The 22,890-nt window shown below is 67.3% G+C and carries 21 protein-coding genes; 11 read left to right on the forward strand and 10 right to left on the reverse strand.

Annotated features, from left to right (window positions below; translation table 11 throughout):
• Positions 1 to 18: 18 nt before the first annotated feature.
• Complete coding sequence (locus K7711_RS14765; protein WP_222969793.1) at positions 19 to 1,137, reverse strand: amidase family protein; 1,119 nt, start codon at positions 1,135 to 1,137, stop codon at positions 19 to 21.
• Complete coding sequence (locus K7711_RS14770; RefSeq protein WP_222969795.1) at positions 1,134 to 2,216, reverse strand: acetamidase/formamidase family protein; 1,083 nt, start codon at positions 2,214 to 2,216, stop codon at positions 1,134 to 1,136. The genes K7711_RS14765 and K7711_RS14770 overlap by 4 nt, the downstream gene beginning before the upstream one ends.
• Positions 2,217 to 2,539: 323 nt before the next feature.
• Between K7711_RS14770 and K7711_RS14775 the strand changes: the two genes are divergently transcribed.
• Both K7711_RS14775 and K7711_RS14780 read left to right on the forward strand, forming a co-directional pair.
• On the forward strand, positions 2,540 to 3,835 hold the full coding sequence (locus tag K7711_RS14775; protein ID WP_222969797.1) for an amidohydrolase family protein: 1,296 nt from the start codon (positions 2,540 to 2,542) through the stop codon (positions 3,833 to 3,835).
• Positions 3,828 to 4,370 (forward strand): DUF1097 domain-containing protein, encoded by a 543-nt coding sequence (locus K7711_RS14780; protein ID WP_222969798.1) that lies wholly within the window; start codon positions 3,828 to 3,830, stop codon positions 4,368 to 4,370. The genes K7711_RS14775 and K7711_RS14780 overlap by 8 nt, the downstream gene beginning before the upstream one ends.
• A 91-nt stretch (positions 4,371 to 4,461) precedes the next feature.
• On the opposite strand, the gene K7711_RS14785 is transcribed toward K7711_RS14780, so the two are convergent.
• Entirely contained in the window at positions 4,462 to 5,358 is an 897-nt protein-coding gene (locus K7711_RS14785) for a DMT family transporter (RefSeq protein ID WP_222969800.1), read from the reverse strand.
• Positions 5,359 to 5,697: 339 nt separating this feature from the next.
• On the opposite strand from K7711_RS14785, the gene K7711_RS14790 reads away from it, so the two are divergent.
• The 3 genes from K7711_RS14790 (at position 5,698) to K7711_RS49295 (ending at position 8,727) form a co-directional block, all read left to right on the forward strand.
• Positions 5,698 to 6,423, forward strand: a complete 726-nt coding sequence (locus K7711_RS14790; RefSeq protein WP_372460138.1) for a ParA family protein — start codon at positions 5,698 to 5,700, stop codon at positions 6,421 to 6,423.
• Positions 6,423 to 7,265, forward strand: a complete 843-nt coding sequence (locus K7711_RS14795) for a hypothetical protein (RefSeq protein WP_222969804.1) — start codon at positions 6,423 to 6,425, stop codon at positions 7,263 to 7,265. The genes K7711_RS14790 and K7711_RS14795 overlap by 1 nt, the downstream gene beginning before the upstream one ends.
• 289 nt (positions 7,266 to 7,554) lie before the next feature.
• Positions 7,555 to 8,727 carry a C40 family peptidase gene (locus K7711_RS49295; RefSeq protein WP_372460139.1) on the forward strand — a complete coding sequence of 391 codons (1,173 nt, stop codon included), beginning with the start codon at positions 7,555 to 7,557 and terminating at the stop codon, positions 8,725 to 8,727.
• 11 nt (positions 8,728 to 8,738) lie between these two features.
• Here K7711_RS49295 and K7711_RS14805 read toward each other — a convergent pair whose 3' ends face one another.
• From K7711_RS14805 to K7711_RS14815, 3 genes are all read right to left on the reverse strand, one after another.
• The gene (locus K7711_RS14805; protein ID WP_235747193.1) at positions 8,739 to 10,013 is read right to left on the reverse strand and encodes an amidohydrolase; all 1,275 of its coding nucleotides are present in this window, start codon (positions 10,011 to 10,013) and stop codon (positions 8,739 to 8,741) included.
• 162 nt (positions 10,014 to 10,175) lie between these two features.
• Positions 10,176 to 10,682 (reverse strand): MerR family transcriptional regulator, encoded by a 507-nt coding sequence (locus K7711_RS14810; protein ID WP_222969806.1) that lies wholly within the window; start codon positions 10,680 to 10,682, stop codon positions 10,176 to 10,178.
• 427 nt (positions 10,683 to 11,109) lie between these two features.
• Positions 11,110 to 11,478 (reverse strand): VOC family protein, encoded by a 369-nt coding sequence (locus K7711_RS14815; RefSeq protein WP_222969808.1) that lies wholly within the window; start codon positions 11,476 to 11,478, stop codon positions 11,110 to 11,112.
• A 127-nt stretch (positions 11,479 to 11,605) separates the two neighbouring features.
• On the opposite strand from K7711_RS14815, the gene K7711_RS14820 reads away from it, so the two are divergent.
• A complete protein-coding gene (locus tag K7711_RS14820; RefSeq protein WP_222969810.1) occupies positions 11,606 to 11,806 on the forward strand; it encodes a hypothetical protein in 201 nt (66 codons plus the stop codon).
• Positions 11,807 to 11,823: 17 nt separating this feature from the next.
• Here K7711_RS14820 and K7711_RS14825 read toward each other — a convergent pair whose 3' ends face one another.
• Positions 11,824 to 12,315, reverse strand: a complete 492-nt coding sequence (locus K7711_RS14825) for a SixA phosphatase family protein (RefSeq protein ID WP_222969812.1) — start codon at positions 12,313 to 12,315, stop codon at positions 11,824 to 11,826.
• Positions 12,316 to 12,550: 235 nt separating this feature from the next.
• Between K7711_RS14825 and K7711_RS14830 the strand changes: the two genes are divergently transcribed.
• Complete coding sequence (locus tag K7711_RS14830) at positions 12,551 to 14,218, forward strand: FAD-dependent oxidoreductase (protein ID WP_222970352.1); 1,668 nt, start codon at positions 12,551 to 12,553, stop codon at positions 14,216 to 14,218.
• A gap of 70 nt (positions 14,219 to 14,288) precedes the next feature.
• Here K7711_RS14830 and K7711_RS14835 read toward each other — a convergent pair whose 3' ends face one another.
• Positions 14,289 to 15,062 carry an acyl-[acyl-carrier-protein] thioesterase gene (locus K7711_RS14835; RefSeq protein ID WP_040818923.1) on the reverse strand — a complete coding sequence of 258 codons (774 nt, stop codon included), beginning with the start codon at positions 15,060 to 15,062 and terminating at the stop codon, positions 14,289 to 14,291.
• A 211-nt stretch (positions 15,063 to 15,273) separates the two neighbouring features.
• Between K7711_RS14835 and K7711_RS14840 the strand changes: the two genes are divergently transcribed.
• From K7711_RS14840 to K7711_RS14850, 3 genes are read left to right on the forward strand one after another with little or no spacing between them, the layout of a single operon-like run.
• On the forward strand, positions 15,274 to 17,127 hold the full coding sequence (locus tag K7711_RS14840) for a serine/threonine-protein kinase (RefSeq protein ID WP_222969814.1): 1,854 nt from the start codon (positions 15,274 to 15,276) through the stop codon (positions 17,125 to 17,127).
• Entirely contained in the window at positions 17,127 to 19,073 is a 1,947-nt protein-coding gene (locus K7711_RS14845; RefSeq protein ID WP_222969816.1) for a serine/threonine-protein kinase, read from the forward strand. Before K7711_RS14840 ends, K7711_RS14845 begins: the two co-directional genes overlap by 1 nt.
• Positions 19,070 to 20,299 (forward strand): DUF7373 family lipoprotein, encoded by a 1,230-nt coding sequence (locus K7711_RS14850; RefSeq protein WP_222969818.1) that lies wholly within the window; start codon positions 19,070 to 19,072, stop codon positions 20,297 to 20,299. The genes K7711_RS14845 and K7711_RS14850 overlap by 4 nt, the downstream gene beginning before the upstream one ends.
• A gap of 3 nt (positions 20,300 to 20,302) precedes the next feature.
• On the opposite strand, the gene K7711_RS14855 is transcribed toward K7711_RS14850, so the two are convergent.
• The gene (locus K7711_RS14855) at positions 20,303 to 21,442 is read right to left on the reverse strand and encodes a lytic transglycosylase domain-containing protein (RefSeq protein ID WP_235747195.1); all 1,140 of its coding nucleotides are present in this window, start codon (positions 21,440 to 21,442) and stop codon (positions 20,303 to 20,305) included.
• Positions 21,439 to 21,726, reverse strand: a complete 288-nt coding sequence (locus K7711_RS14860) for a hypothetical protein (protein WP_222969820.1) — start codon at positions 21,724 to 21,726, stop codon at positions 21,439 to 21,441. Before K7711_RS14860 ends, K7711_RS14855 begins: the two co-directional genes overlap by 4 nt.
• Before the next feature lie 140 nt (positions 21,727 to 21,866).
• On the opposite strand from K7711_RS14860, the gene K7711_RS14865 reads away from it, so the two are divergent.
• Positions 21,867 to 22,841: an NADPH:quinone oxidoreductase family protein gene (locus tag K7711_RS14865; protein WP_222969822.1), complete on the forward strand. Its 975-nt coding sequence runs from the start codon at positions 21,867 to 21,869 to the stop codon at positions 22,839 to 22,841.
• Positions 22,842 to 22,890: the final 49 nt, after the last annotated feature.

Raw genomic sequence — 22,890 nt, forward strand, 5'->3', positions numbered from 1 at the left:
GAGCAGGAGGCGGATCGATCAGCGCAGCAGTTCGGCTGTGGCCAGCAGGGATTCGTCGCATCCGGGTGCGGCGATGAGTGAAAGTCCCAGTGGCAGACCATCGATACGGGCGACCGGCAGGCTCAGCGCGGGTGCGCCCAGTATCGGCGCGAGACAGGTGAGCCGGACCACCGCGGCGCGCCCGGCACCCGAATCCTCCAGTAGTGGTGCGGGATACGGGGTGGCGGGCAGGGCGAGTACCCGGTCGTCCGCGAATGCGCGCAGGATGCGATCCGATGCCGTGCGCAGCACCGATCGCGCCTCGGCGGCCATGCGCGGGGTGACCTCGGCAGCCAGTTCCAGACGCGCGGAGACGTTGCGGCCGAAGATCGGCCGTTCCCGGCGCACCCATTCCCCGTGCTGCTCCCAGACCTGCGCGGCCTGGGCGGTGCTGAACGCCGCGCGCAGCCGGTCCCAGCCCCCGGCCTCGAACAGCGGTGCGGTGGTGAGTTCGAAACCCGCCCCGACCAGGCGGGTCAGCGTGCTGCGCAGGACCTGTCGCACCGGTTCGGCGACCGGGATGTCGGCGGGCCACCAGATCGTGCGCGGGCGCGCATCGGTGCCGACGCCGTCGAGCATCAGCCGCGCCCCGGCACGCAGGGTCGCCAGATCTCGGGCCAGCAGTGCCGGGACGTCGAAAGACGGTGCCAGCGGTACGATTCCGTCGTGCGGCGCGCGAGAATGCGTGGGGCGCAATCCGAAGATGCCGGTGTAGGACGCCGGGACCCGAATCGATCCGGCGGTATCGGTGCCCAGTCCGAGATCTGCCAGTCCGGCGGCGATCACCGCGGCGGTTCCGCTCGACGATCCGCCCGGCATACGTTCCGGTGCAACGGGATTCACCGGGGTTCCGTAGTGGGCGTTGGTGCCGGTCAGACTGTAGGCCAGCTCGTCGGTATGGGTCTTGCCGACAACGGTGAACTCGGCCCGCAGCGCCCGCACGACCGCCGCGTCGTGCTGGGGAATCGAATGCGTGGCCAGCCAGCGCGGATTTCCCGCGCCGGTCGGCATACCCGCGACATCGATGACGTCCTTCACGGCCAGTCGCAGGCCCGCGGGTGCGTCCAGGACGGGCAGCCAGGATACGAAGCCGTTCACAGCCCCTCCAGATCGCTCTTGCGGATGCAGCAGTGCACACCCTTGACGATGTCGACGACCTGGGAGATGCGGAAGTCCGCGGTCGCCGACAGATAGGCCAGTGCGATCGGAGCCGGAATCCGGTGTCGTGCACCGAGATACGCGATCGCATTGCGGGTGGCCTGCGCGACCGCGGCGTCCAGGTCGCGGTCCAGGCCGATCAGCAGATGGTCCTGCGGGGTCTCGGCGAACGGCGTCGCGAGCACCTCGGCGAGGTTACGCATCTGCGGATCGGTGTGCAGGCGCAGCCGCAGCGTGGCCCGCAGCGGAGCCTCGAACGCGGTCAGGGCCACCTCGCCGTCGCCCATCGCGAAATGCGGATCACCGGCGTAGAACAGCGCGCCGGGGACCTGGACCGGCAGATACAGTCGCGCGCCGACCCCGAGCATGCGGATGTCGAGATTCCCGCCGTGCGGGCCCGGCGGCACCGAATGCACCGGCTCCTCGGTGGCGGCGGCCACGCCCATGATGCCCAGGAACGGGTTGAGCGGGAAGCGCAGCGAGCGCCCGTCGCCGACCGCGATGACGCCGCGTTCGGCCTCGTCGACGGTGGCGATCGTGCAGACCGGCGGCACCGGTTCACCCGCTGGGTGGCCCGGCGGCGGGGCCGGATATTCGCCCGGCAGCGCACCCCGGCCGTGCCGATTGCTGATCACCCCGTAGCCGGTGCGGCGACGCAGCTCGAGCACCTCGACCTCGAGGACGTCACCGGGCAGCGCGCCGGTGACCGCGATCGGCCCGGTGAGCACATGTGGCCCCTGAGTACTCGGATCGTGACTGCCCGAAGCCGCGACAAGTGCTGTGTCGGAGAGTATTTCGCCGATTCCGGCCGGAGCGAAGAACCCCGCCGGATCGCGGCCCTGATCCTCGAGGATGCCCTCGTGACTGATCGTGTCGAGGCAGACGGTGGCGCCCGAGCCGACGGTCAGCACCGGCTCGCTGACCGCATTGGGCAGCAGGCCCCAGGAGATCCGGTCCGGATCCGCCGGGAGGTATACCTCGCCCGAGAGCGGGCCGGAGTGGGGCTGCAGCAGATTCATCGACCATCCTTCGAGTGCGACCGGAGAGTGGTTCCGTATACAACCACCGCGCGAGGCGTGCCGCCAGGGTGTAGCGCGAACCTGTGGGAAATGCCACGCGAGCCCGGAATAGCGGAAATAAGACGTTAGCTGACAGATTGCTGTGAGGTGAGAAGTCTGCGGAGGCATGACATATGGCCAGGTAGATGTCGACAGGATTGGATCTGGGCAACGGATCAGCATGTCCTGCGAGGATTCGGTAACGCGCCGGAAAAATTTCCTGAGGGCAGGCGCAACACGGCATTTCTATACAGATTGTGCCCCTGCTCTTCCTGGAGGTACTCATGGCGGATCTGGTTCTCCGCAACGCCCGCATCTCGGACGACGCCGGTCTCGTCGATATCGCCGTCACGGCCGGATGCATCACGGAAATTGCTGCGGCACAGTCGATTTCCGGCGTCGACGAGATCGACTGCGATGGCCGCGTGGTCATCCCGGGACTCGTCGAGGCGCATGTGCACGTGGACAAGGCGATGCTCGACCGCGAGCGTACCGATCCGGACGGAACCCTGGCCGGCGCGATCGCGGTCACCGGCGAGCTCAAGCGCGGCTTCACCGCCGAATCGGTCCGGATCCGCGCGCGGCAGGTGCTGGATATGGCAATCCTCAACGGCACCACCATGATTCGAGCGCATCCGGATGTGGATCCGATCGTCGGACTGCTCGGCGTGCGGGTTCTGCTCGAACTGCGCGAGGAATACCGCGATCGGATCGATCTGCAGATCGTCGCCTTTCCGCAGGAGGGCATCCTGAAGGCGCCGGGCACCTTGGAACTGCTGCGTGAGGCTCTGCGCCTGGGTGCGGACGTCATCGGCGGCTGCTCCTACAACGAGGCCGATCTGGCCGATTGCCACCGGCACATCGATGCGGTCTTCGATCTGGCGGCCGAATTCGGTGTCCCGGTGGACATCCACGCCGATTTCGCCGACGACGCGGCCGATCCGCGATTCGCCCTGGCCGACCGGATCGCCGAGGTCACCGCCCGAACCGGGATGGGCGGGCGGGTCACGCTCGGGCATGTGACCTCCCTGGCGGGACGGCCCGTCGCCGAACGCCGGGCCACGATGCGACGGCTCGCCGCTGCGGGCGTGGCCGTCGTGCCGTTGCCCGCGACGGATATGCACCTGGGCGGCCGGGCCGATTCGGTGGCCGTGCGTCGCGGCGTCGCGCCGGTCCGCGAGTTGTGGGAGGCCGGGGTGCAGGCCGCGGTGTCCTCCAACAACGTGCGAAATGCGTTCACCCCCTTCGGAAATGCCGATCTACTCGATATCGGCCTGTTCCTCGCGCAGACCGGCCACCTCTCGGGTGAACGGGACCTCGCGCGGGTGCTGACCATGCTCACCGAGGCTCCGGCGCGGATCGTCGGGATCGCCGATCGTTACGGGCTGCGTCCCGGGGCCGCCGCCGATCTGGTGGTGCTGTCCACCCGCAGGGTCGCCGACGTGCTGCTGGATCGGCCGGATCGCTGCTACGTCCTCAAACGCGGCCGGGTGGTGGCCCGCACCACCCGCCATCGAGAACTGCTGCACCCCGGCACCTCCCACTCTCCCGCCGAAATCGGAGTCCTGTCCCATGCGTGAGCTCGTACCCCACGAAATAGTCGCCTCCATCCTCGCCGGACTCACCGCCTTCATCGGCGGCACCGCGTTGAATCTGCCGCCCTGGGCGATCTTCATCGGCTGGGCCGGGACGTTCCTGGCCGGCGGTCCGTCGATGGCGGTCGCGCGCAAACTCTGGGCCGCGATGCCCGCCGGATCGACCTTCGCGATGGTGATCGTGCTGATCGACCAGCACATCGGCACCGCCTTCGGACAATCCCGCCTGGCGCAGGACGCCGTACTGGCCCTGATCATCCTGGTCGTCAACACCGCGCTGATGTACACCGGCCGGATCGGCTACTTCTCCCTGATTCCGGGCATGTTCTTCGGCTTCGCCTCGTATTTCGCCACCTACTTCGGCGGGTTCGGCTTCCATCCGGGCAATCTGCTCGCCGTGTGGGTATCGGTGGTCGCGATGAACGCCCTCGGCCCGGTCTTCGCCTATCTCTCACGCAGACTCGCCTTCCCGCGTCCTGTTGCCACACCGGTGCCCGCCGCGGTGCCCGACGCGGCGTGAGTGCACAGCTGCTCGGCCGCAGTCATGAGGGGACTGCGGCCGAGCCGGGCGGTCCTCGCGGCCACGGTCGAGCGGACCGCGCCGTCGTCGGTCATCTGCGGTTGCTCACCCCCAGTGCGACGATCAGCAGCGCGGCGCCACACCATCCGGCCACCGAAAGACGTTCACCGAGAACGACTACCGACAGCAGTGCCGCGGTGAGTGGCTCGAGGAGTGCGGCGATGGCGGCGAAAATCGGTGCGGCAGTGCGTAGTCCGCGGAAATAGGCGGTGTAGGCGACGGCCGTGGGCACGCTGCCCAGATAGGCGGCCGTGGCGAGGGTCGCCGGTCGCAGGGGTAGGGACATGCCGCTGGTCAGGGCGATGGGCATGAGTAGTAGTCCGCCGGTGAGCATGCCGAAGGCGGTGGTGCGCAGCGGGTCCAGGCCCTCGACCACGCGGGTGGTGAGCAGGGTGAGAGTCGCGAACCCCGCGGCGGCCAGCAGCGCGAAGCCGACGCCCGCGGCCAGTCGCCACCCGGTCGTCACGCCGTTCGGTGACCAGGTGAGCAGGATCAGTCCGGTGACCGCTCCGGCGATCGCGGTGAGCGTCGCGGTATCGGGCCTGCGCCGGGTGCGCAGTACGGTGCCGAGGGCGACGAAGACGGGCAGCATCCCGATCGTGGCCATCGTCGCGATGCTCACCGAAATATATTGCACCGCAAGGAAATAGCTGCCCTGAAAGAATCCCAGCAGGCCGCCGGTGAGCAGCACCCGGCCCAGCGCGGCCCGGGTGCGCGGCAGACCGCGCAACCCGCCGGATACGGCCAGCAGGGCGATCGCTAGACCACCGCCGATGAGCAGCCGGTAGGCCGCGACCGGCAGCGGCGCCAGATGTGCCTCACGGGCGAGGATGGAACCGGACAAACCTCCTGTGCCCCAAAGGATTCCGGCTGTGATGAGAGACAGTGCGGATCGGTCGCGCGTGGGCGCGACGACGTCGACGGACATGGGTGTTGGTACTCCTGCGTCGAAGAAGAAGGGGACGACGACGCGAGGCAGTTGCCGATGATGTTCGCACCGGGAGACGGGTATCCGAACTCAACCGAGCGCTACCGCCACCCGGCCCGTGAAACCACCTCGCTCAGGAGGCGGGCGGCGGAGTGACGGTGAAGATTCGGTGCATACCGGAGATGCTACCCGGTATCGGCGCGTGCCCGGCATGCGGAGCGGGTGTGCAGATCGGCTGTGTCCAATTGGACACGCCGTGTCCGTCGAACGGTTTCGGAGTTATATCCGTGCAACACTGGCCACCGCACAGTTTTACTCCTCACTATGGGAGGACCGTCCATGACGAATTCTGTTGCATCACTGGATCTGCCCCGTCCCCTGGTTATCACATTGGGGAATCTGAAGGGTGGTGTCGGGAAGACCACCTCCGCCTTCTTTCTCGCCGCCTATTTCGCCCGGGTGCACGAGTTGCGCGTACTCGTGATCGATGCCGACCCGCTCAGTCAGACCGGATATTCCTGGCATCGCAGGCTGGTCCGGGCAGAGGTGGACATCCCGTTCACCCTGATCGCATTTCCATCGAGACACGTCGGCGATTGCATTGCCGACAATGCCGCCGACTACGACGTCGTGATCGTGGACGCCGGAGGTGAGTCGGCGGATATCTTCAAAGCTGCCATTCCCGCGACCGATGAGCTCGTCCTGCTGACGAGCGTGAGTCCCTCGGAGGTGAAACGAGTGCCCAGCACCTATAGAGCCGCCGAGGAGGCGGCTGTCGGCGCGGACCGGGAAATTCGGGTCCGAGTCCTCATGACCAAGGTTCCGGTCACCATGAAGAACGGCGTCAACATATCCACCGAATACCGCTCTCAGCGGGCTTGTCTGGAGAACGCCGATTACGACGTGTTCGAATCCAGTGTCAGTGCCTGGAAATGGTACCGCGAAGCCGCCGATGGGGAAGTCGGCGAGGGCGCGGAGAATCCGCTCCAGGATCTCGGCGAATATCGGCAGGTGGGCGATGAACTCGTCGCGCCCTACCGTGCCGCATTGGGGGTGCCTGCCTGATGCCTCCGCAACGTAGGAAATCGACGATCGGTGGTGCGCACGCGCAGGTGACCAATCCGCTGGACGATTCGGCCGAGCACACGCCCGCGGTCTCGCCACTGCGCGACGCGGAGTGGAATCGTCCGGAGCGTTCGGGACGGGCGCTGGCGGTCGTTTCGCCCTCCGGTGCACCGCAGTCGGTGAACGTGCTCACCGTCCCGCTGCCCGATGCGGGTGCGGGCCCGCTCAGCGATGGCGAGCAGATGCAGTTGTCGGCCTGTGAATCCTCGATCAGCACCCTGCGCATGGCCTTCTGGGCGGCCGGGCGGGCGCTGCAGATCGTGCGTGACGGGCGGCTGTATCGCAATTCCCACGCAAGTTTCGACGACTATGTCGAACAGCGCTGGGATATGCAGCGTTCCTACGCGCACAAGCTGATCCGCGCGTGGCCGCTGGCCGCCAAACTGCATCCGCTGGCCCCGGGGATCAACGAGGGGCAGATACGGGAATTGCTGCCGGTGGCCGCCGAGCACGGCGAAGAGGCCGCGGTCACCGTCTACGCCACGCTCGTGGCCGGTGATGTGAAAGTCACCGCGGGCAAACTGCGCGAAGCGGTGGCGGTGCTGCCCGGTGAATTCGATCGCGATCGAGTGGTGCAGCGTCTGCAGGCGTGGCTGCGCGGTGAGGTCATCGAGGATCCACACGAACGTCCCGTGGATCTGTTCAGTTCGGCCGAGACCAGGCTGGCCGCACTGACGCGCCGGATCGTCAAGGGATCCGGTGGCGACCCGGCCGCGGCCCGTGAATTCGCCGCGAAGTTGCGCGGTCTGGCCGAGCAGATCGAGCAGCAGATCAGCGCCTGAGATATTCCGGCAATGCCCCGCAGTGCAGAAAATTGCATTGCGGGGCATTGTCGTGATATCAGTTGTTTTTCGATACTTTATCGTCTCGTTATCGTATTTCGGTGCGGTTGTATTTGCGATTCAACATTCTCCGGCGAATGATTGCGCCTCGGATCCGCTCGACTGACCGCAACACCGTGATGTTTTTCGAATCTATTTCGAGGAGCTCGACGGAGTCGGCCGCGTCAACGGGACGCGGCGTCGTAAGGCCCCGATCGACCCTCGATGACAGGATCGTAAGGAGCACATCATGAGCGCAGGAAACGACGAGGTCCGATATACCCGCCTGCTGCGGCGGGTGCTCTGGTTCGCACTCGGGGTAGCCGCGGCGACTCTCGGAATGGTCTGGGCGACGGTCCTGGCCACCGGCCAGGCGGCTGCCCAGCCCGTGAACGTCCCGGCCGTCGGTGTGATCGATGTGCCGGACCAGGTCGGGATCTCCCGGGGCGTCGAACCGGGACTGCATCTGGCTCCGGCTGGGCCGCAGCAGAATTCGAGCATCGTGCCGCGCGTCGCGATCAGCGCGCCGTCCGCTCCCGCAATTGTGCGGCCCGCCGTCGGGCTCGCACTTACGCCTGCGATCGCACACCCCGCGGCGACGCCTGTTCCCCGCGCGGTCGAGTTCGCACCTGATCTTGGCATCGCACTCCCCGCTGCGCCGTCCGTTCCCGATGTCGTGCGCACTGCGGTCGGGTTCGCACCGGCCCTCGGAATCGGGCACCCTGCTGTCGCGACAGCAATACCCGCGGTGATGCCTTCTGCTGTCGCGTCCGTACCTATCCCGGGAATTGTGCGCTCGGCTGTCGCACCCGCGCCCGGTGTCGCGCACCCCGCAGTCCCGACGACATCCGATCAGGCGCCGGTAGTCGCACGAGCGTTCACATTCACACCGGCGCCTGCACCTGTACCTGAAGCCGGGGCCACGCAACCCGATCTGCCCGGCCTGCCGCCGGTGCTCGATATTCCGCAGGTCCGGCAATTCCTGTCGGCGCCTCAGTTCCGTGGGCTGTCGCTGCCCGGCCTGAACCTGCCCACGCCGCAGGCGCAGTCCACACCGCAGGCTGTGCCCACGCCGCGCGAGACAACCGGCGAACGCGCTCTCGATGCCGCTCGCTCCAAGCTCGGACACGCCTATCGATACGGTTCGGCGGGGCCCGACGCATTCGACTGCTCCGGCCTCGTGCAGTGGTCCTATCGGCAAGCCGGGGTCACCGTGCCGCGCACCAGCTACGGCCAACTCGACTCCGGAACCCCTGTTCCGCTGAACCAGTTGCAGCCCGGTGATGTGGTGTCCTTCTACGGTGGCGGTCACTCGGCCATCTACGAGGGCGGCGGGCGCGTCATCCACGCCTCGACCGACCGCACCGGGGTGATCGAATCCCCGATCGGGCAGATGCCGGTGACCGGCGCCCGCCGATTCTGATGAGCGGGCGATCAGCTCCGGGCGAGCTCGCTGCTCGCCGCCACGACCATCGCGTTGATCGCCGGTGGCAGGGTCTGCTCCGGGTCCGGCGCGAAGCGGGGGGAGTGGTTCGAGGCCGTCCCGGCGGGCAGTGCCATCTCCTGGTGCAATCCGATCCAATCCTCGGCGGTGTACCGATCCGCGGAGAATCCGCCGACGTACCAGAACACCGATGCGCAGTTCGCGGCAGTGGCGAAGGCGCCGAAATCCTCACTGCCGGTGATCGGTCCGGGCAGTGGGAAGGCCGGGAATCCGTTGGCGGCGAACGTCGTCAGCAGGCGGTCGGTATCGGCGGCGGAGTTCACCGTGACCGGGAAGCTGTCGAATATCTCGATCGCCGGATCCTTGTGTGCGCCAGCGGATTCGGCCTCGGCTGCGGCCATCCGGCGCACGCCCTTCAGGATCGTCTCGCGCGAGCCGGCGGTGAATGTCCGCAGACTCAGCAGCATTTCGGCATGCTCGGCGATCACGTTCGGCCGGTCGCCGACGTGCAGCGCGGCGGGGGTGAGCACCGGTGCGGAGGGCAGTGCGGAATGCTGGGCGGCCAGGCCCTGCAGCCGTTGCACCAGGGACGCGGCCATGGTCAGCGGATTCACCGCGGCATGTGGCATGGACGCGTGTCCGCCCGAACCGGTCAGCTCGATCCGGATCGAATCCGACGCGGCCATCAGCACCCCGCCGCGACTGAGGAGCAGTCCGGCCGGAACCGGGCCGACATGCTGGCCCAGCACGATGCGCGGATGCGGAAAGCGGTCCAGCAGGCCGTCATCGAGCATGCTGCGCGCGCCGAAACCGGTCTCCTCGGCGGGCTGGAAGATCGCCACGATCGTGCCCGGCAGATCGGGTCGCGCGGCCAGGCGCGCACAGGCCCCGAGCAGGGCCGTGACATGGACATCGTGCCCGCACGCGTGCATCACGCCTGGAATCCGCGACGCGTAGTCCAGTCCGGTCTCCTCCTGCACCGGCAGCGCGTCCATATCCGCGCGCAACCAGACCACAGGGCCCGGACCACCACTCAGCACGCCGACCACACCCGTGCCGCCGATGCCTTCGGTGACCTCCCAGCCGGGCATCGCCCGCAATTCGTCCGCGACCAGACGGCCCGTGGCGACCTCTGCTCCGGACAGTTCGGGATTCGCGTGCAGGTGCCGGTAGACCTCCAGCCAGTGCTCGTCCACTGCGGGCATCGCAGCGACGGCGGCCAGACCGGCGCGCACCGCGCTTTCGATATCGGCGGGGGAGGTCATCGGGCAGCTCCTTCAGGGCGGGAGATCAGGCAGGTTCGCGTCCCGCGCACCCGAACTCACCCATCTCCGGACCGGGATCCGCTGGGCCGGGCACCGTGCGCATCGTCGAGCATATGAGCAGTCGCGACTCCCGGAGTGCCGAGCCGGGTGAACGCTCGGCGATCAGACCGGTGCGCCCTGATCGATCCGCTCGTGATCGACCGCCTCGTCCTGGCTCGGGCGTGAGCCCACGCCCACGGTCCGCCAGTCGGCCGCGGCCGAATTGCCCTCGTACAGCGAGATCTTGCAGTCCAGCACCGCCACGGTCTGCCGCAGCTCCTCGATCTGGGCCAGTACGTCGGCCCGGGTGCGCTGGAACATCGCCAGGCGCTCCGGATAGGTCGACTCCCCGGCGCGTACGAGTTCGGCGTATCGGATCATGTCCGCCACGGACATTCCGGTGCGCCGCAACTTGCCGATCAGTGCCAGCCAATCCATGTCCCGATCGCTGAACCGACGTTTACCGGCGTGATCACGGCCCACCGAATCCAGCAGCCCGATCCGCTCGTACCAGCGCAGGGTGTCTCGGGTCAGGCCGGACAGCTCGGAGACCTCGCCGATCGAATAACGCGCGCGCTCGTAGTCGGGATCGTCCCTATCAGTGATCCGATCCCATGCAGCCGTACCCATATTCTCCTGCCTCCGCTTCGCTCCGGCGGGTTCGCCGTGTTCGATTGCCTCCGCTTCGCTTCGGCGGTTCGCGGCCCCGGGGTCTCGCCGGTCGGCCCCGTGTCGGGTACTCGTTCCTCGCACCCGCCACGCGTCCGACCGGCGAGACGGGCCGCGAACTGTGTTGGATTGCCTCCGCTTCGCTTCGGCTGTTCGCGGCCCCCTTGGTCTCGCCGGTCGGCCCCGTGTCGGGTACTCGTTCCTCGCACCCGCCACGCGTCCGACCGGCGAGACGGGCCGCGAACAGGTAGGCGTCATCCAGAGGTGTCGGAACCAGGTGTACGAGGTGTCGTCCACCCGCGCTCCCGGACAGTTCTCGTAATCGTCCGCAGCCCCGAACCCGCGATCCATTCTGCCCGAATTCCCCGCCGATGGCCGGGGCTGCTGATCAGGGGCGCTTCGGGATCTCCTGTACCGCCCACTTGTTCCCGTCGGGGTCGGCGAAATAGGTGAACAGCCCCCAGCCCTCGTCCTTGACCGGTGTGGCCGACACGCCCGCGGCGGTCAGTTCCTGATATGCCTGTTCGGCGCTGGCGACGACGATCTGCATGCCGACCACGCTGCCGGGTGCGGCATCGGTGATGCCCTTGCCGACGGCGATCGAACATCCCGACCCGGGCGGGGTGAGCTGAACGAAGCGGATGTCCTCGGTGGGACTCTCGTCGTAGTCGGCGTTGAAGCCGATACCGGTGTAGAACTTCTTGGCGCGATCGACGTCGGTCACGGGGATGGCGACGAGCTCTATTTTCCAGTCCATGCGCACAGGATGGCACCGGGCACCGACAAGTTTCGCCCCCCGCGCGGGGGCACGATTCCGCACCCATTCCATCAGGGCCGCAGGAAAAGGACCGGACGATCGGGACGAGTCGGCCTACGCTGAATTCATGGCCAAAGAGATCGATCGGATCCGGGCGCGATCGGCGCTCGAGACGATCAGAGAAAGTCCGCTCATCGCCGCGATCGCACTGCTGCCGGTGCTCGCGGTCCTGGGCGTCGTGTGGTGGCTGACCAACTGGTTCGTGGCCCTGGTGCTGCTGATCGTGTTCGGTGTGGTCGTCGTGGTCCGCGGGCGGATCATCAGCTAGCCGCGACCCCGCGGGAGCTACCGCGGGACGTGGAAGCGCACCAGATCACCCGTCCCGGTGTCCAACTCGGCCCAGGAGCGGTCGAATTCCAGAACCGCCAACGCCGAGGTGGGGAATTTGCGGCTGAGTTCCGCGGCCGGTTCGGAATTGCGGTTGGCGGCCAGTTCCCAAGCCGTCCACGGCATTCCGGGTGCATGCCCGACCACCAGCAGGGTCTGCACATCCGGCTCGGTGAGCTGGATCAGCTCGATCAGCGTGCGCGGCGAGGCCTCGTAGATCGAGGATTCGAACTGCACCGGGGCAGTCACGGCCGTCGCGGTGAGCGTCTCGCGGGTGCGCACCGCGGTGGAGCAGCACACCGCGTCGATGCTCGGCTGTGTCTCGCGCAGCCAGGCACCGGCCAGCGCCGCCTCGCGGCGTCCGCGCGCCGCGAGCGGCCGATCGTGATCGACGACACGTTCGGGGTAATCGGATTTGCCGTGTCGCATCAGAATCAGGGTCCGCACCATAGCCGATACCGTAGGCGGACCGGGCCGGACCGACGCTCGGGCATGCCGTGTGAGGCGGTATTCGGGTTACCGAAACGCGGTAACGACGCATCCTGATGAGAGAGACGTCTCACTCTCGAGGCACACTGAAGGTGGCGTCACAACCATTGCTCACGGGCATCGGGTGTGATGCCCGTCCCGCTCCGAGCCCCGGCGCGGGTACGGCCCCATGATTGTTTTCGAGGATCTGCGAGATATGGCCTATGTGATCACGCAGCGCTGTTGCGACGATGCCAGCTGCGTACCCGAGTGCCCGGTCGATTGCATTCGTCCGACTCCGGAGCAACCCGAGTTCGCGACGACCGAGCAGCTGTACATCGACCCCGACACCTGCATCGACTGCGGTGCCTGTGTTGATGCCTGCCCGGTGGAGGCCATCTTCTCCGAGGACGATCTGAGCGCGTCCCTGGCGCGATTCGCCGACATCAACGCCGCGTACTTCCAGCGTCATCCGCTGGAATCGAATTTCGATCCGCTGGTGACTCCGGCGCGTCCGCCGAAGGACCTCGGTACGCTGCGGGTCGCGATCGTCGGGGCCGGGCCCGCGGCCTGCTACGCCGCCGAGGAGCTGCTGCGCCGCGCGGACGTCGAGGTGGAGATGTTCGACCGCCTGCCCACGCCGTGGGGTCTGGTGCGCGCCGGAGTCGCCCCCGACCACCCGGGCACCAAGGGTGTGTCGACCATGTTCGAGAGCGCCTTCCGCCGCGACACCCTGCAGTACCACCTGAATGTCGAGGTCGGTAAACACATCTCGCACGAGGAGCTGGTGAGCCATCACCACGCGGTGATCTACGCGGTAGGGGCGTCCACCGACCGCCGCCTGGACGTGCCCGGCGAGGATCTGCCCGGCAGCCACTCCGCGACCGAGTTCGTCGCCTGGTACAACGGCCACCCCGACTACGCCGAGCGCACCTTCGATCTGTCGGGTGAGCGCGCGGTCATCGTCGGCAACGGCAACGTCGCGCTGGACGTGGCGCGCGTGCTGACCCTGGACCCCGACGAGCTGGCCAAGACCGATATCGCCGATCACGCCCTGGACGCTCTGCGGCAGAGCAACATCCGTGAGGTCGTGGTGCTGGGTCGGCGCGGTCCGCTGCAGGCCGCGTACACCTCTTCGGAATTCATGGCCCTGGGTCATCTGAAGGGGATCGACGTCATCATCGATCCGGCCGAGCTGGAGCTGGATCCGGAAAGCCAAGCGCTGCTGGACGATCCGGATATCGAGCCGTCGCAGCGGCTGAAATACGAACTGGCACAGGAGTATGCGGCCAAGACGCCGGATCCGGCCAACAAGCGCATCGTCTTCCGCTACCTGACCTCGCCCACCGCGGTCACCGGCGACGACCGTGCCGAGGCGGTCGAGATCGTGCACAACGAGCTGGTCGTCGAGGACGGCCGCGTGGTGGCGCGGGCGTCGGATCGCACCGAGACGCTGTCCGCCGCACTGGTATTGCGGTCGATCGGCTACCGCGGTCAGCCGGTGGGTGAGCTGCCCTTCGACGAGCGCACCGGCACCATCCCGAACGAGCACGGCCGGGTCGTCGCCGACGGTTCGCATCTGCCGGGCATCTACGTCTCGGGCTGGATCAAGCGCGGCCCGCGCGGGATCATCGGATCCAACCGGGTCGATGCCACCGAGACCGTCGAGCAGTTGCTCGCCGACTTCACCTCGGGCAAACTCCCTGCGCCGCAAGCTGATCGGGCCGCACTGAAGACCCTGCTGGCCCAGCGTCAGCCGGATCTGGTGGACCGCGAGGGCTGGAAGGCGATCGACACCGCCGAACGCACCGCGGGCAAGTCCGGCGGCCGCCCCCGCGTCAAACTCACCACTCGCGAGGACCTGCTCAAGGCCGCCCGGGGGTAGAAACCCTTCGGGGACAACCGAATCGAATACGCCGGAGACTCGTGTGGAGTCCTCCGGCGTATTTCGTTGCTCACTCCGGCAGTGGCCCGATCCGCACGGTCGTGGTGGTCGTGCCGCCGACCACGAACCACAGCCGCAGGGCCGCGTCCCCGGTGTGATCGCCGGCTTCGATCCGGCTGCGCACGCTGACGTGCTGCCGTGCGAGCACCGGTTCGATGTATTCGATGACCGCCCGATGCGGGCCCGCGACGAGTTTGGGGATGTCGATCAGATAGTGCTCCACCGCCTGCCAGTACACGCTGGTGCTGATGTGGTTGTAGAGGTCGATATCGGTGGCGCGCAACGGGAACGGCAGATCGGTATCCGATTCCGCGGGCGGTAGATCGGTCAGCCACGGCCGCCAGCGCAGCCGGGTCTCGGTGGTGGTGCGGGCCAGGTGGGCCAGGCCCTGATCGCTGATCCGGGTCGGCATATTGGTCGACTCGTTGAGATTGATCCAGAAGCCCTCGGTCTCGATCAGCCCGCCGTTGTCGCTGGTGATCCGCACCCGCATATTCGCCCAGCGGGTCGACATCGCCGAACACCACCGTCGCAGTTCCACCCGGTCCGGCCACAGGATCGGCCGCACCACGTCGATGACGGTGCGGCGCACGATCCACACCGGATCGGTGCGATGGAAGAAGCCGCTCTCCAATTCCTCCCAGGCGACATCCTGCAGATAACGGGCAACGGTATCCAGGCGCACGCGGTTGTACGGGTCCACATCGCCGGTGCGGACAGGCCACGACGTGGTGAAGCCGATGCCCTCCCGGGGAAGCGGGGCGAGTGGCTGATCGAGTGACACTGGTGCTCCTCGCGCTGCACGGTGTGCCGCGTTCTCGTGCGGTGCTTCTTGTGAATGACTTTACGGTGCGGGCGGTAGTCCGTTACGCGGAGATGGTCGTACCAGTGCGTAGCGTCTGCCCGTTTTGCCGGAGAATAGCGAGCTCGGGGATGGGCGGTGCGGCGGTTGGCTCGGTACGATGCCGAGAGGTACGGGGAGGGGAGCGACCGCGATGGAGCCGTTGGGGCCGAACGATCCGCGCAGCGCCGGGCGGCATCGGCTGCTCGCGGTGATCGGGCAGGGGGCGATGGGGCGGGTGCTGCTGGGACGGGCGCCGGACGGGCGGCTGGTCGCGGTCAAGATGGTGCACCGTCATCTCGCGCGGAGCCCGGAGTTCCGGGCACGTTTCCGGATGGAAGTACAAGCGTCGCAACGGGTTACCGGCGCATACACCGCCGCGGTGATGGATGCCGATCCCGAGGCTCCCGAGCCCTGGCTCGCCTCGATGTACGTCCCCGGAGCATCGCTGCAGCAGGCCGTCGAGCAGTTCGGGCCACTGCCGCTGGGCGGCCTGCGGCTGCTCACCGCGGGTCTGGCCGCGGCCCTGCTGGAGATCCATCGGGCGGGGATGATTCACCGGGACCTCAAGCCCGCCAACGTCCTGCTCGGCGCGGAAGGTCCCCGCGTCATCGATTTCGGCATCGCCCGAGCCCTCGAGACCCAGACCCAGCTGACCTCCACCGGATCCCTGATCGGCTCACCCGCCTTCATGTCGCCCGAACAGGCCGAGGGATACGACTTGACCACGGCCAGCGACGTGTTCTCCGTCGGCGGGATGCTGGTGCTGGCGGCCTCGGGACAGAATCCGTTCAGCGGTGCGTCCACACCGCAGACGCTGTACAACGTCGTGCACGGTCGTGCGGATACCAGCGCGGTGCCCGCGGCCCTGCGCCCGGTCGTGGACGCGTGCCTGGCGAAGAATCCGGCGCACCGGCCGACGGCGGAACAACTGCTGGGTGCGGTGGAGTCGGTGTCGGCGCGGGCCGCCTGGCCGTCGGAGGTGCAGCAGGCCATCGCCCGGGACGTGGCCGAGGCCCGCCGCTGGGACGAGCTGGACGGACGTTCGCCCGAACCCGCGGGCCGAGGACGTCGGCGCTGGGCGATCGCGGCGGCTGTCGTGGCCGTCGTCGTGGCCGGTGGCGCGGGAGTTCTCGCGTTGACCCACGGTAGCCCCGCCGTGCCGGATCCATTGGCGCACCGGACGCTGGCGTTATCCGATGATCAGCTGCGCCTGGTCGACACCTGCCGATTGCTGGACGCGGACGTCATCGGTTCGCTGGGGCAGCCCGCGCAGCCGGTGCCGGCGAATTCGTCCGGGTGCTCGGCGAAGGTGACGATGTCCGACGGTCGGCAATCGACGATGACGGTCGGCGTCGGTGTCGCCGCACCCGATGCGCAGCGGACCTCGGATTCGCTCGCGGGTCAACCTGTTCTCGACACCACCGCGGGCACCCGATCCTGTGGCCGGGCAGTCCCGGCGGGGGCGCAGTCGAAGGTGGCGGTGGAATTCACGGTCTCCGATGTCGATGGTGCTGCGTGCACGGCCGCGATGTCCGGGTTGAAGGCGACACTCACTCGTCTGGTGACGAATTCGCCCACCGCATCGCTGTCCAGGCAGTCCGTTGTGCGGGTGGATCCGTGCACCGCGGTGGATTCCTCGGTGAACGGCGCGGCCGTGGGCTCGGGGGTTCCCGCGGTGGAGATAGACGTGCACACCTGCCAGTGGCAGGGGGCGGCCCTGGGGGTGAAGTTGCAGACCACCGAGACCGCGCGGCTGGACAACAACCCGAGATATCAGCAGGTCGACATCGGTGGCGAGATTCAGCTCGCACCGCATCAGGCCGCCCGTCTGATCGACGCCGACGGCACCTGCTCGACCTACCTCATGGTCCAGCCGACCACCGGCGGTCGCGGGGAGACGATCGCGGCAATCGCCCATCCCACCACGTCTGCATCCTCCGGAAAAGCCTGTAGTGCAACCGAATCGGTGATCGGTTCGGTGCTCGAGCGATTGGGTTACACCTGATGGTCACACGATTGGAGGCCGGTGATCCGGCGCGGATCGGGCGATACCGGCTGCTGGGGCAACTCGGCGCCGGGGGGATGGGGCGCGTACTGCTCGGCGTCGGTCCCGACGGACGCCTGGTCGCCATCAAACAAGTCCATGCGCACCTGGTGACCGAGCGGGACTTCCTGCCGCGATTCCGGCGCGAGGTCCAGACCTCGGCGCGGGTGTCCGGCGCCTACACCGCGGCGGTCGTCGACTTCGATGTCGATTCCGAATCACCCTGGCTGGCTTCGGTTTTCGTGCCCGGCGTGCCATTGGACCGAGCGGTCGAGCAGAATGGTCCCCTCGGTTCGGAACAGATCCGCACGCTCGCGGTCGGTCTGGCCTCGGCCCTGCAGTCCATTCACGGCGCCGGGCTCATTCATCGAGATCTCAAGCCGGGCAACGTCATTCTCGCCGAGGACGGCCCCCGGGTGATCGACTTCGGCATCGCCCGCCTCGCCGACGAGCGGTCCGATCTGACCCACACCGGATCCATCATCGGCTCACCGGCGTTCATGTCCCCCGAACAGGCGCAGTCCGAACCGCTCACACCGGCCAGCGATGTGTTCTCGCTGGGGTCGGTCCTGGTGATGGCGTCCGCCGGGGCGAGCCCGTTCGCGGGCAACTCGATGCCGCATGTGCTGTACAAGATCGTCAACACCGACCCGGACCTGTCCGCGCTACCGCCGGAGATCCGCGAACTGGTCGTGCCCTGCCTGAACCGGGATCCCGCAGCGCGGCCCACTCCCGCGCAGATCCTCGATTTCCTGGGATCGCTTCCGCCGCAACAGCAGCCGTGGCCGCTGGCCGTGCATCGGGCGATCTACGAGCAGTCCCGGGAACTCTCGGCGCTGGTCTCCGACCCCGAGGCGACACAGATCCCCGGCGCAGACCAGTCGAGGGTTCCCGAACCGCCCGGGGCCGACTTCGACCGGCGCGTGGGGCAGTTTCTCGTGGCATCCCAGGCAGCCGAGACGCAGCGTCGTCGGCGTCTGCTCGCGGGGGCGTTGGCGGGCGTCGTCATCCTGGTGGGCGCGGTGATCGGCGGCGTATACGCGTTCGGCGGCAGCGATGAGCCGGCATCTGCCGGGCCCAACCCGCTCGCCGGGCTCAACCTCACCGCGCTGCGGTCGCTGGATATGTGCGCGGTCATGAAGGATCCGCTGGCGCCCTCGTTGGGACAGTGGACCACATCGCCGGTGTCGCAACAGTGGGGCAGATGCAGCGGACAGGCCGGGGGATACGAGTTCGATCTGGACATCCAACGCACCGCCGCCTACCGAAACAGCGGCCGCGCGGTGAACGGCGTGCCGATTCTCGAGCCCACCGTGCCCGTGGACGGAGGGTGCGGCCGGGCACTGACCCCGGCCACGATCGATCCGCAGTTCGGGATCACCCTCATCGTGAAGAACGGTAAGTCGGCGGATCAGCGGTGCGTGGTAGCCGATGAGGCCCTGGGCCGTCTGGTCACCGATGTGGAGCACGGGCCGAGGCTCGCGGATGTCCGGAACTCGCTGGCACATCACGACCCCTGTGCGCTCGTCGATCCGGACGAGACCAAATTGTCGATCGGCGACAAGGTCCGCGGCACCCCGAATCTGCTGCATTCCTGTGACTGGGTCGGCACGAACACCTTGACCGTCACCTTCGAACATACGAAGCCTTTCGCTTCGCCCGCCCATCCGATCCACATCGATTTCGGCGGTGGCAACGTGGTCGACGCCGACGGCGCCGAATTGAACAGCACCGTCTGCGTCCGGCGCGGCGTCTATCGGACGGTCACCGACGATGCCGTCGAAGCGGTGACCGTCCAGGTCACAACCCCGACGGTCGGTACCGGCACGGCGCAGGCGGGCAAATGTCTGACCGCGCAGACGACCCTGAACCATATTCTCGACGACCTTCCGGCGGTGACGCGATGAGTTCGTATGTGGGGCGGCTGGTTCGAGGACTGGGCGCGTTCGCCATGGTGACACTGGTGGCCGGGTGTTCTTCGGTGTTGCATCCGAATGCGGTTGCGGGAGAAGTGGATGTGCGCACCCTCGACATCGATGCGGACTCCTCGACGAAACCTCCCGCTCTGCCGAGCTACCTGGGTATTCGCGGATATATGCAGTTGGAGGCCGCCAGGCTGGCCGATGCCGTGCTGAGTCCCTACGAGGTGGAGCCGAAATATTTCTGGGGCGCCACCGCCAGTGCACAGGTCACGCCGGAATCGGTTACCCAGTATCTCGCCGATCCCGTGGTGAAAGTGCTGTACGACAACGGATTCGTCGTGGGATTCTCGACCGGTGCGGCGGATTCGGTGACGCCGCTGACCAAAGCCGTGTACGGAACCCATGATCACGAGGGCATCCGGGTGACGGTACTTCGCTTCCGCGACGCGGCGTCGGCCCGTTCCGCCGCCCAGCAGACGGACGCCGCCGACATGGCGCTGAACCCGCAGAACACGCCGGTGAAATTACCGAAATACACCGATGCGTTCGCGCATTGGCGTCCCACGGTTCCCACCCTGGGCAGCACGCTCGCCCACGGTGTGTTCGTCGTGAACATCCTGGCCGACGCACGGACGACGGACCTGACGCGGCTCACCGAGATGACCCAGCAGTATCTCGCCGCGGAACTGCCCGTGCTGGACAGGTTCGTTCCGACACCGGAGGCGAAAATCCCTACGCTGCAGCAGGATCCGGACCACATCCTGGTGCGAGCCCTGCACCAGGGCGCGGCGGCGTCCCCGCCCGACGGCGGCAGCGAGATCGTGTACACCCTGCGGGCCTATCTGAATTACGTGCAGGATCAGGGCACGAGATATCCGGTGATGGGGCGTGCGGGGATCGACCGTGTCGCGGTCGCCCCGGCGGCTTACGTGTTCAGAGCCCGTGATGCTGCCGCGGCCGTGCAATTCGTCGCCGACTCGGCTCATCTGGGTGATGCCGATGCCCGACGCGATGTCGATCCACCCGAAGGGGTGCCGAACACGATGTGCGTCGAGAACTACACCGCGCCGGCGGCGGCCCGGTTCCGTTGCTTCGTCGCGTATCGGCGCTATGCGGCACTGGTTCTGGGACAGCAGCTCTGGCAGACCCAGCAGCGCGCGGCGTCGCAGTACGCGCTGCTGGCCGATGCGCAAGCCACGCTACCGAATTGAACGTCAGTAACCGACGTAGGCGCCACCGTGGCGAACGGCGACCACGCCCGGAACATCGCTCAGCGAACCATATCTGTTGATCGCGTATCTGCTCGCCGCCACGATGTTGTCGACCGGATTCAAGATATCCGTATGGCCCGGTACCGCATAGGAATTGAAGGTGCTGTCGATGGTCTGCATGAGCCCCTTCGACGGGTGCCCGGCCGCGGCATTGCTGTCCCAGTCGTTGACGATCGACGGATTTCCGCCCGATTCGTGCTCGATGATCGTCGCGATGGCCTTGTCATCGATCTGATCGGCCGGAACGCCTTCCTGGATGAGGATTTCTCGTGCCTGGGCGATCCACTCGGCGACATTCCCGGACGGTTGCGAGAGATTGGATTCGTTGCGATCGCTCATCGAGGCATTGCTGTAGTGGCTGCTGCCATTGTGCGATGACGTGCCGTTGCTGTGCGAGGTATTACTCGTCGACTGATAGTGCGGCGTCGAGGAATTCGAGCTGAGCGCGGCGGGGTTGGTGTTCGTCGGGGCGGAAGGCGCCGCGGTGACGCCCAGTTTCGGGTCACCGAGTCCGGCGTAGGCCGCGTCTACTTTCCCCTTCGCGGTGTTCACCGCGGTGATGAGGTCGGTGGCGGCGGACTCGGCCTGCGCGAGTGCGCCCGTGATCTTGGACTGATGGTTGGCGGCCAGCAGATCCTGGATGCATTTGTGCCAGGTTTTCTCGCCGTCGTTCAGACCCTGCAGTTTGTCGATGTAGTCCTTGCGCTTGGTCGCGGTGACCACGCCGTTGTCCGCTATCTCGAACGGATCCGGTGGTGTGGCTTCCGGGCCGGTCGGATGTAGTGCGGGTTCGCGTGCGTCCAGGACCGCCTGCCGGGTGTTGGTCAGGTTCTCGACGTGCGTGCTCAAGGCCTTCTGGAGTTCCAGCAGCGCTCCGCTCACCGCCGAGGCTCGGGTTTTCTCGGTGCTCATGCGGGTGCGGGCGGCCTTGGCGGCGTTGCCGTCCCAGGTCAGATTGCTGATCGTGGTGTCGGCGTCGCTGAGGGCCTTGTCCAGGCCCGTGCTGGTGGTGTTGACGGCCGTGCCCGCGGTGGTGATCGCGGCGGGGTTCCATGCCTCGACGTTCGAGATGTTGAGCGTCATGCGTGCATCCCGATCTTCTCCAGGTCGGCGGCGAACTGCTCATCGGTCATCGTGAGCACCTTGCCCGCGTGATCGACCGAGTCCGCGAGTGTGTTCACGCGGTCCGAGATGCGTTGCAGGGCATTGTCGACCGAGGTCTTGGTCTGCTGGCAGGTGTTCTGCCAGTCGGTACCGGGTAGGGCAGTGACCGCGTCGCCGAGTCCGGGATTCAGCTTGCCGATCGCGGCTGCCTCGTCGGTGAGGGCCTTGGCGAAATTGGCCAGCGCTCCGACGTCGACGTTCATCGATGGTTCCGGTGCCAAGACGATCCCCCTTGCTCATGAGTCCAGCGGGCACAAGCGTAGCAAGACATACACCCGTGGACAGCTCGCCGCGAAGACCGGTTAACTTGTTCGAACAGGTGTCGGACGACAGGAGTCGATTCATGCGTGCAGCCCAGGTGAGCAAGCTCGAGGGGCCGGAGTCCATCGAGGTCGTCGATATTCCGGAACCGCAGCCGTTTACCGGTGGGGTGGTGATCGATGTGCACGCGGCCGGTGTGGCCTTCCCGGACGTGCTGATGACTCGGGGGTTGTACCAGCTCAAACCGCAGATGCCGTATGTCGTGGGCGGTGAGGTCGCCGGTGTGGTGCGCTCCGCGCCCCAGGACGCGCATGTGCGGCCGGGTGACCGGGTGGTGGCGTTGACCATGCTCGGCAACGCCCTGGCCGAGGTCGCGGTGACGCCCGTGCAGATGGTGTTCCCGCTGCCGGACAACATCCCCCTCGAGGCCGGTGCGGGCATCGTGTTCAACGATCTGACCGTGCACTTCTGCCTGCGCAACCGTGGCCGTCTGGCCGAAGGCGAGTCGGTGCTGGTGCACGGTGCGGCCGGTGGTGTGGGCACCTCGACGTTGCGGATGGCCGCGGCGCTGGGTGCGGGCCGGGTGATCGCGGTGGTGAGCACGCCGGAGAAGGCCGAGGTGGCGCGGGCGAACGGCGCGACCGACGTGGTGCTCACCGATGGTTGGCTGGCCGCGGTGAAGGAGTTGACCGGCGGTCGCGGGGTCGACATCGTGCTGGACCCGGTGGGCGGCGACCGCTTCACCGACAGCGTCCGTTCGCTGGCCGCGGGTGGCCGTCTGCTGGTGGTCGGGTTCACCGCGGGTGAGATCCCGACGGTGAAGGTGAACCGGCTGCTGCTCAAGAACGTCGAGGTGGTCGGCGCGGCCTGGGGTGAGTGGGTCACCTCGCACCCGGGCTACCTGCAGGAACAGTGGGCCGAGGTCGGGCCGCTGCTGGCCGAGGGAAAGATCGCCCCGCCCCAGCCGGTGCTGTACCCGCTGGACCGGGCCGCGGATGCGGTTGCGTCGCTGGACAATCGGACCGCCACGGGCAAGGTCGTCGTCACCATCCGCTGAATCGGCGGAACGGAAGCGTCCGGTCCGGACGTCGTCGCCCCGGCTGCGG

The organism is Nocardia coffeae (assembly GCF_019890715.1).
In the GTDB taxonomy this organism is placed as follows: domain Bacteria; phylum Actinomycetota; class Actinomycetes; order Mycobacteriales; family Mycobacteriaceae; genus Nocardia; species Nocardia jiangxiensis.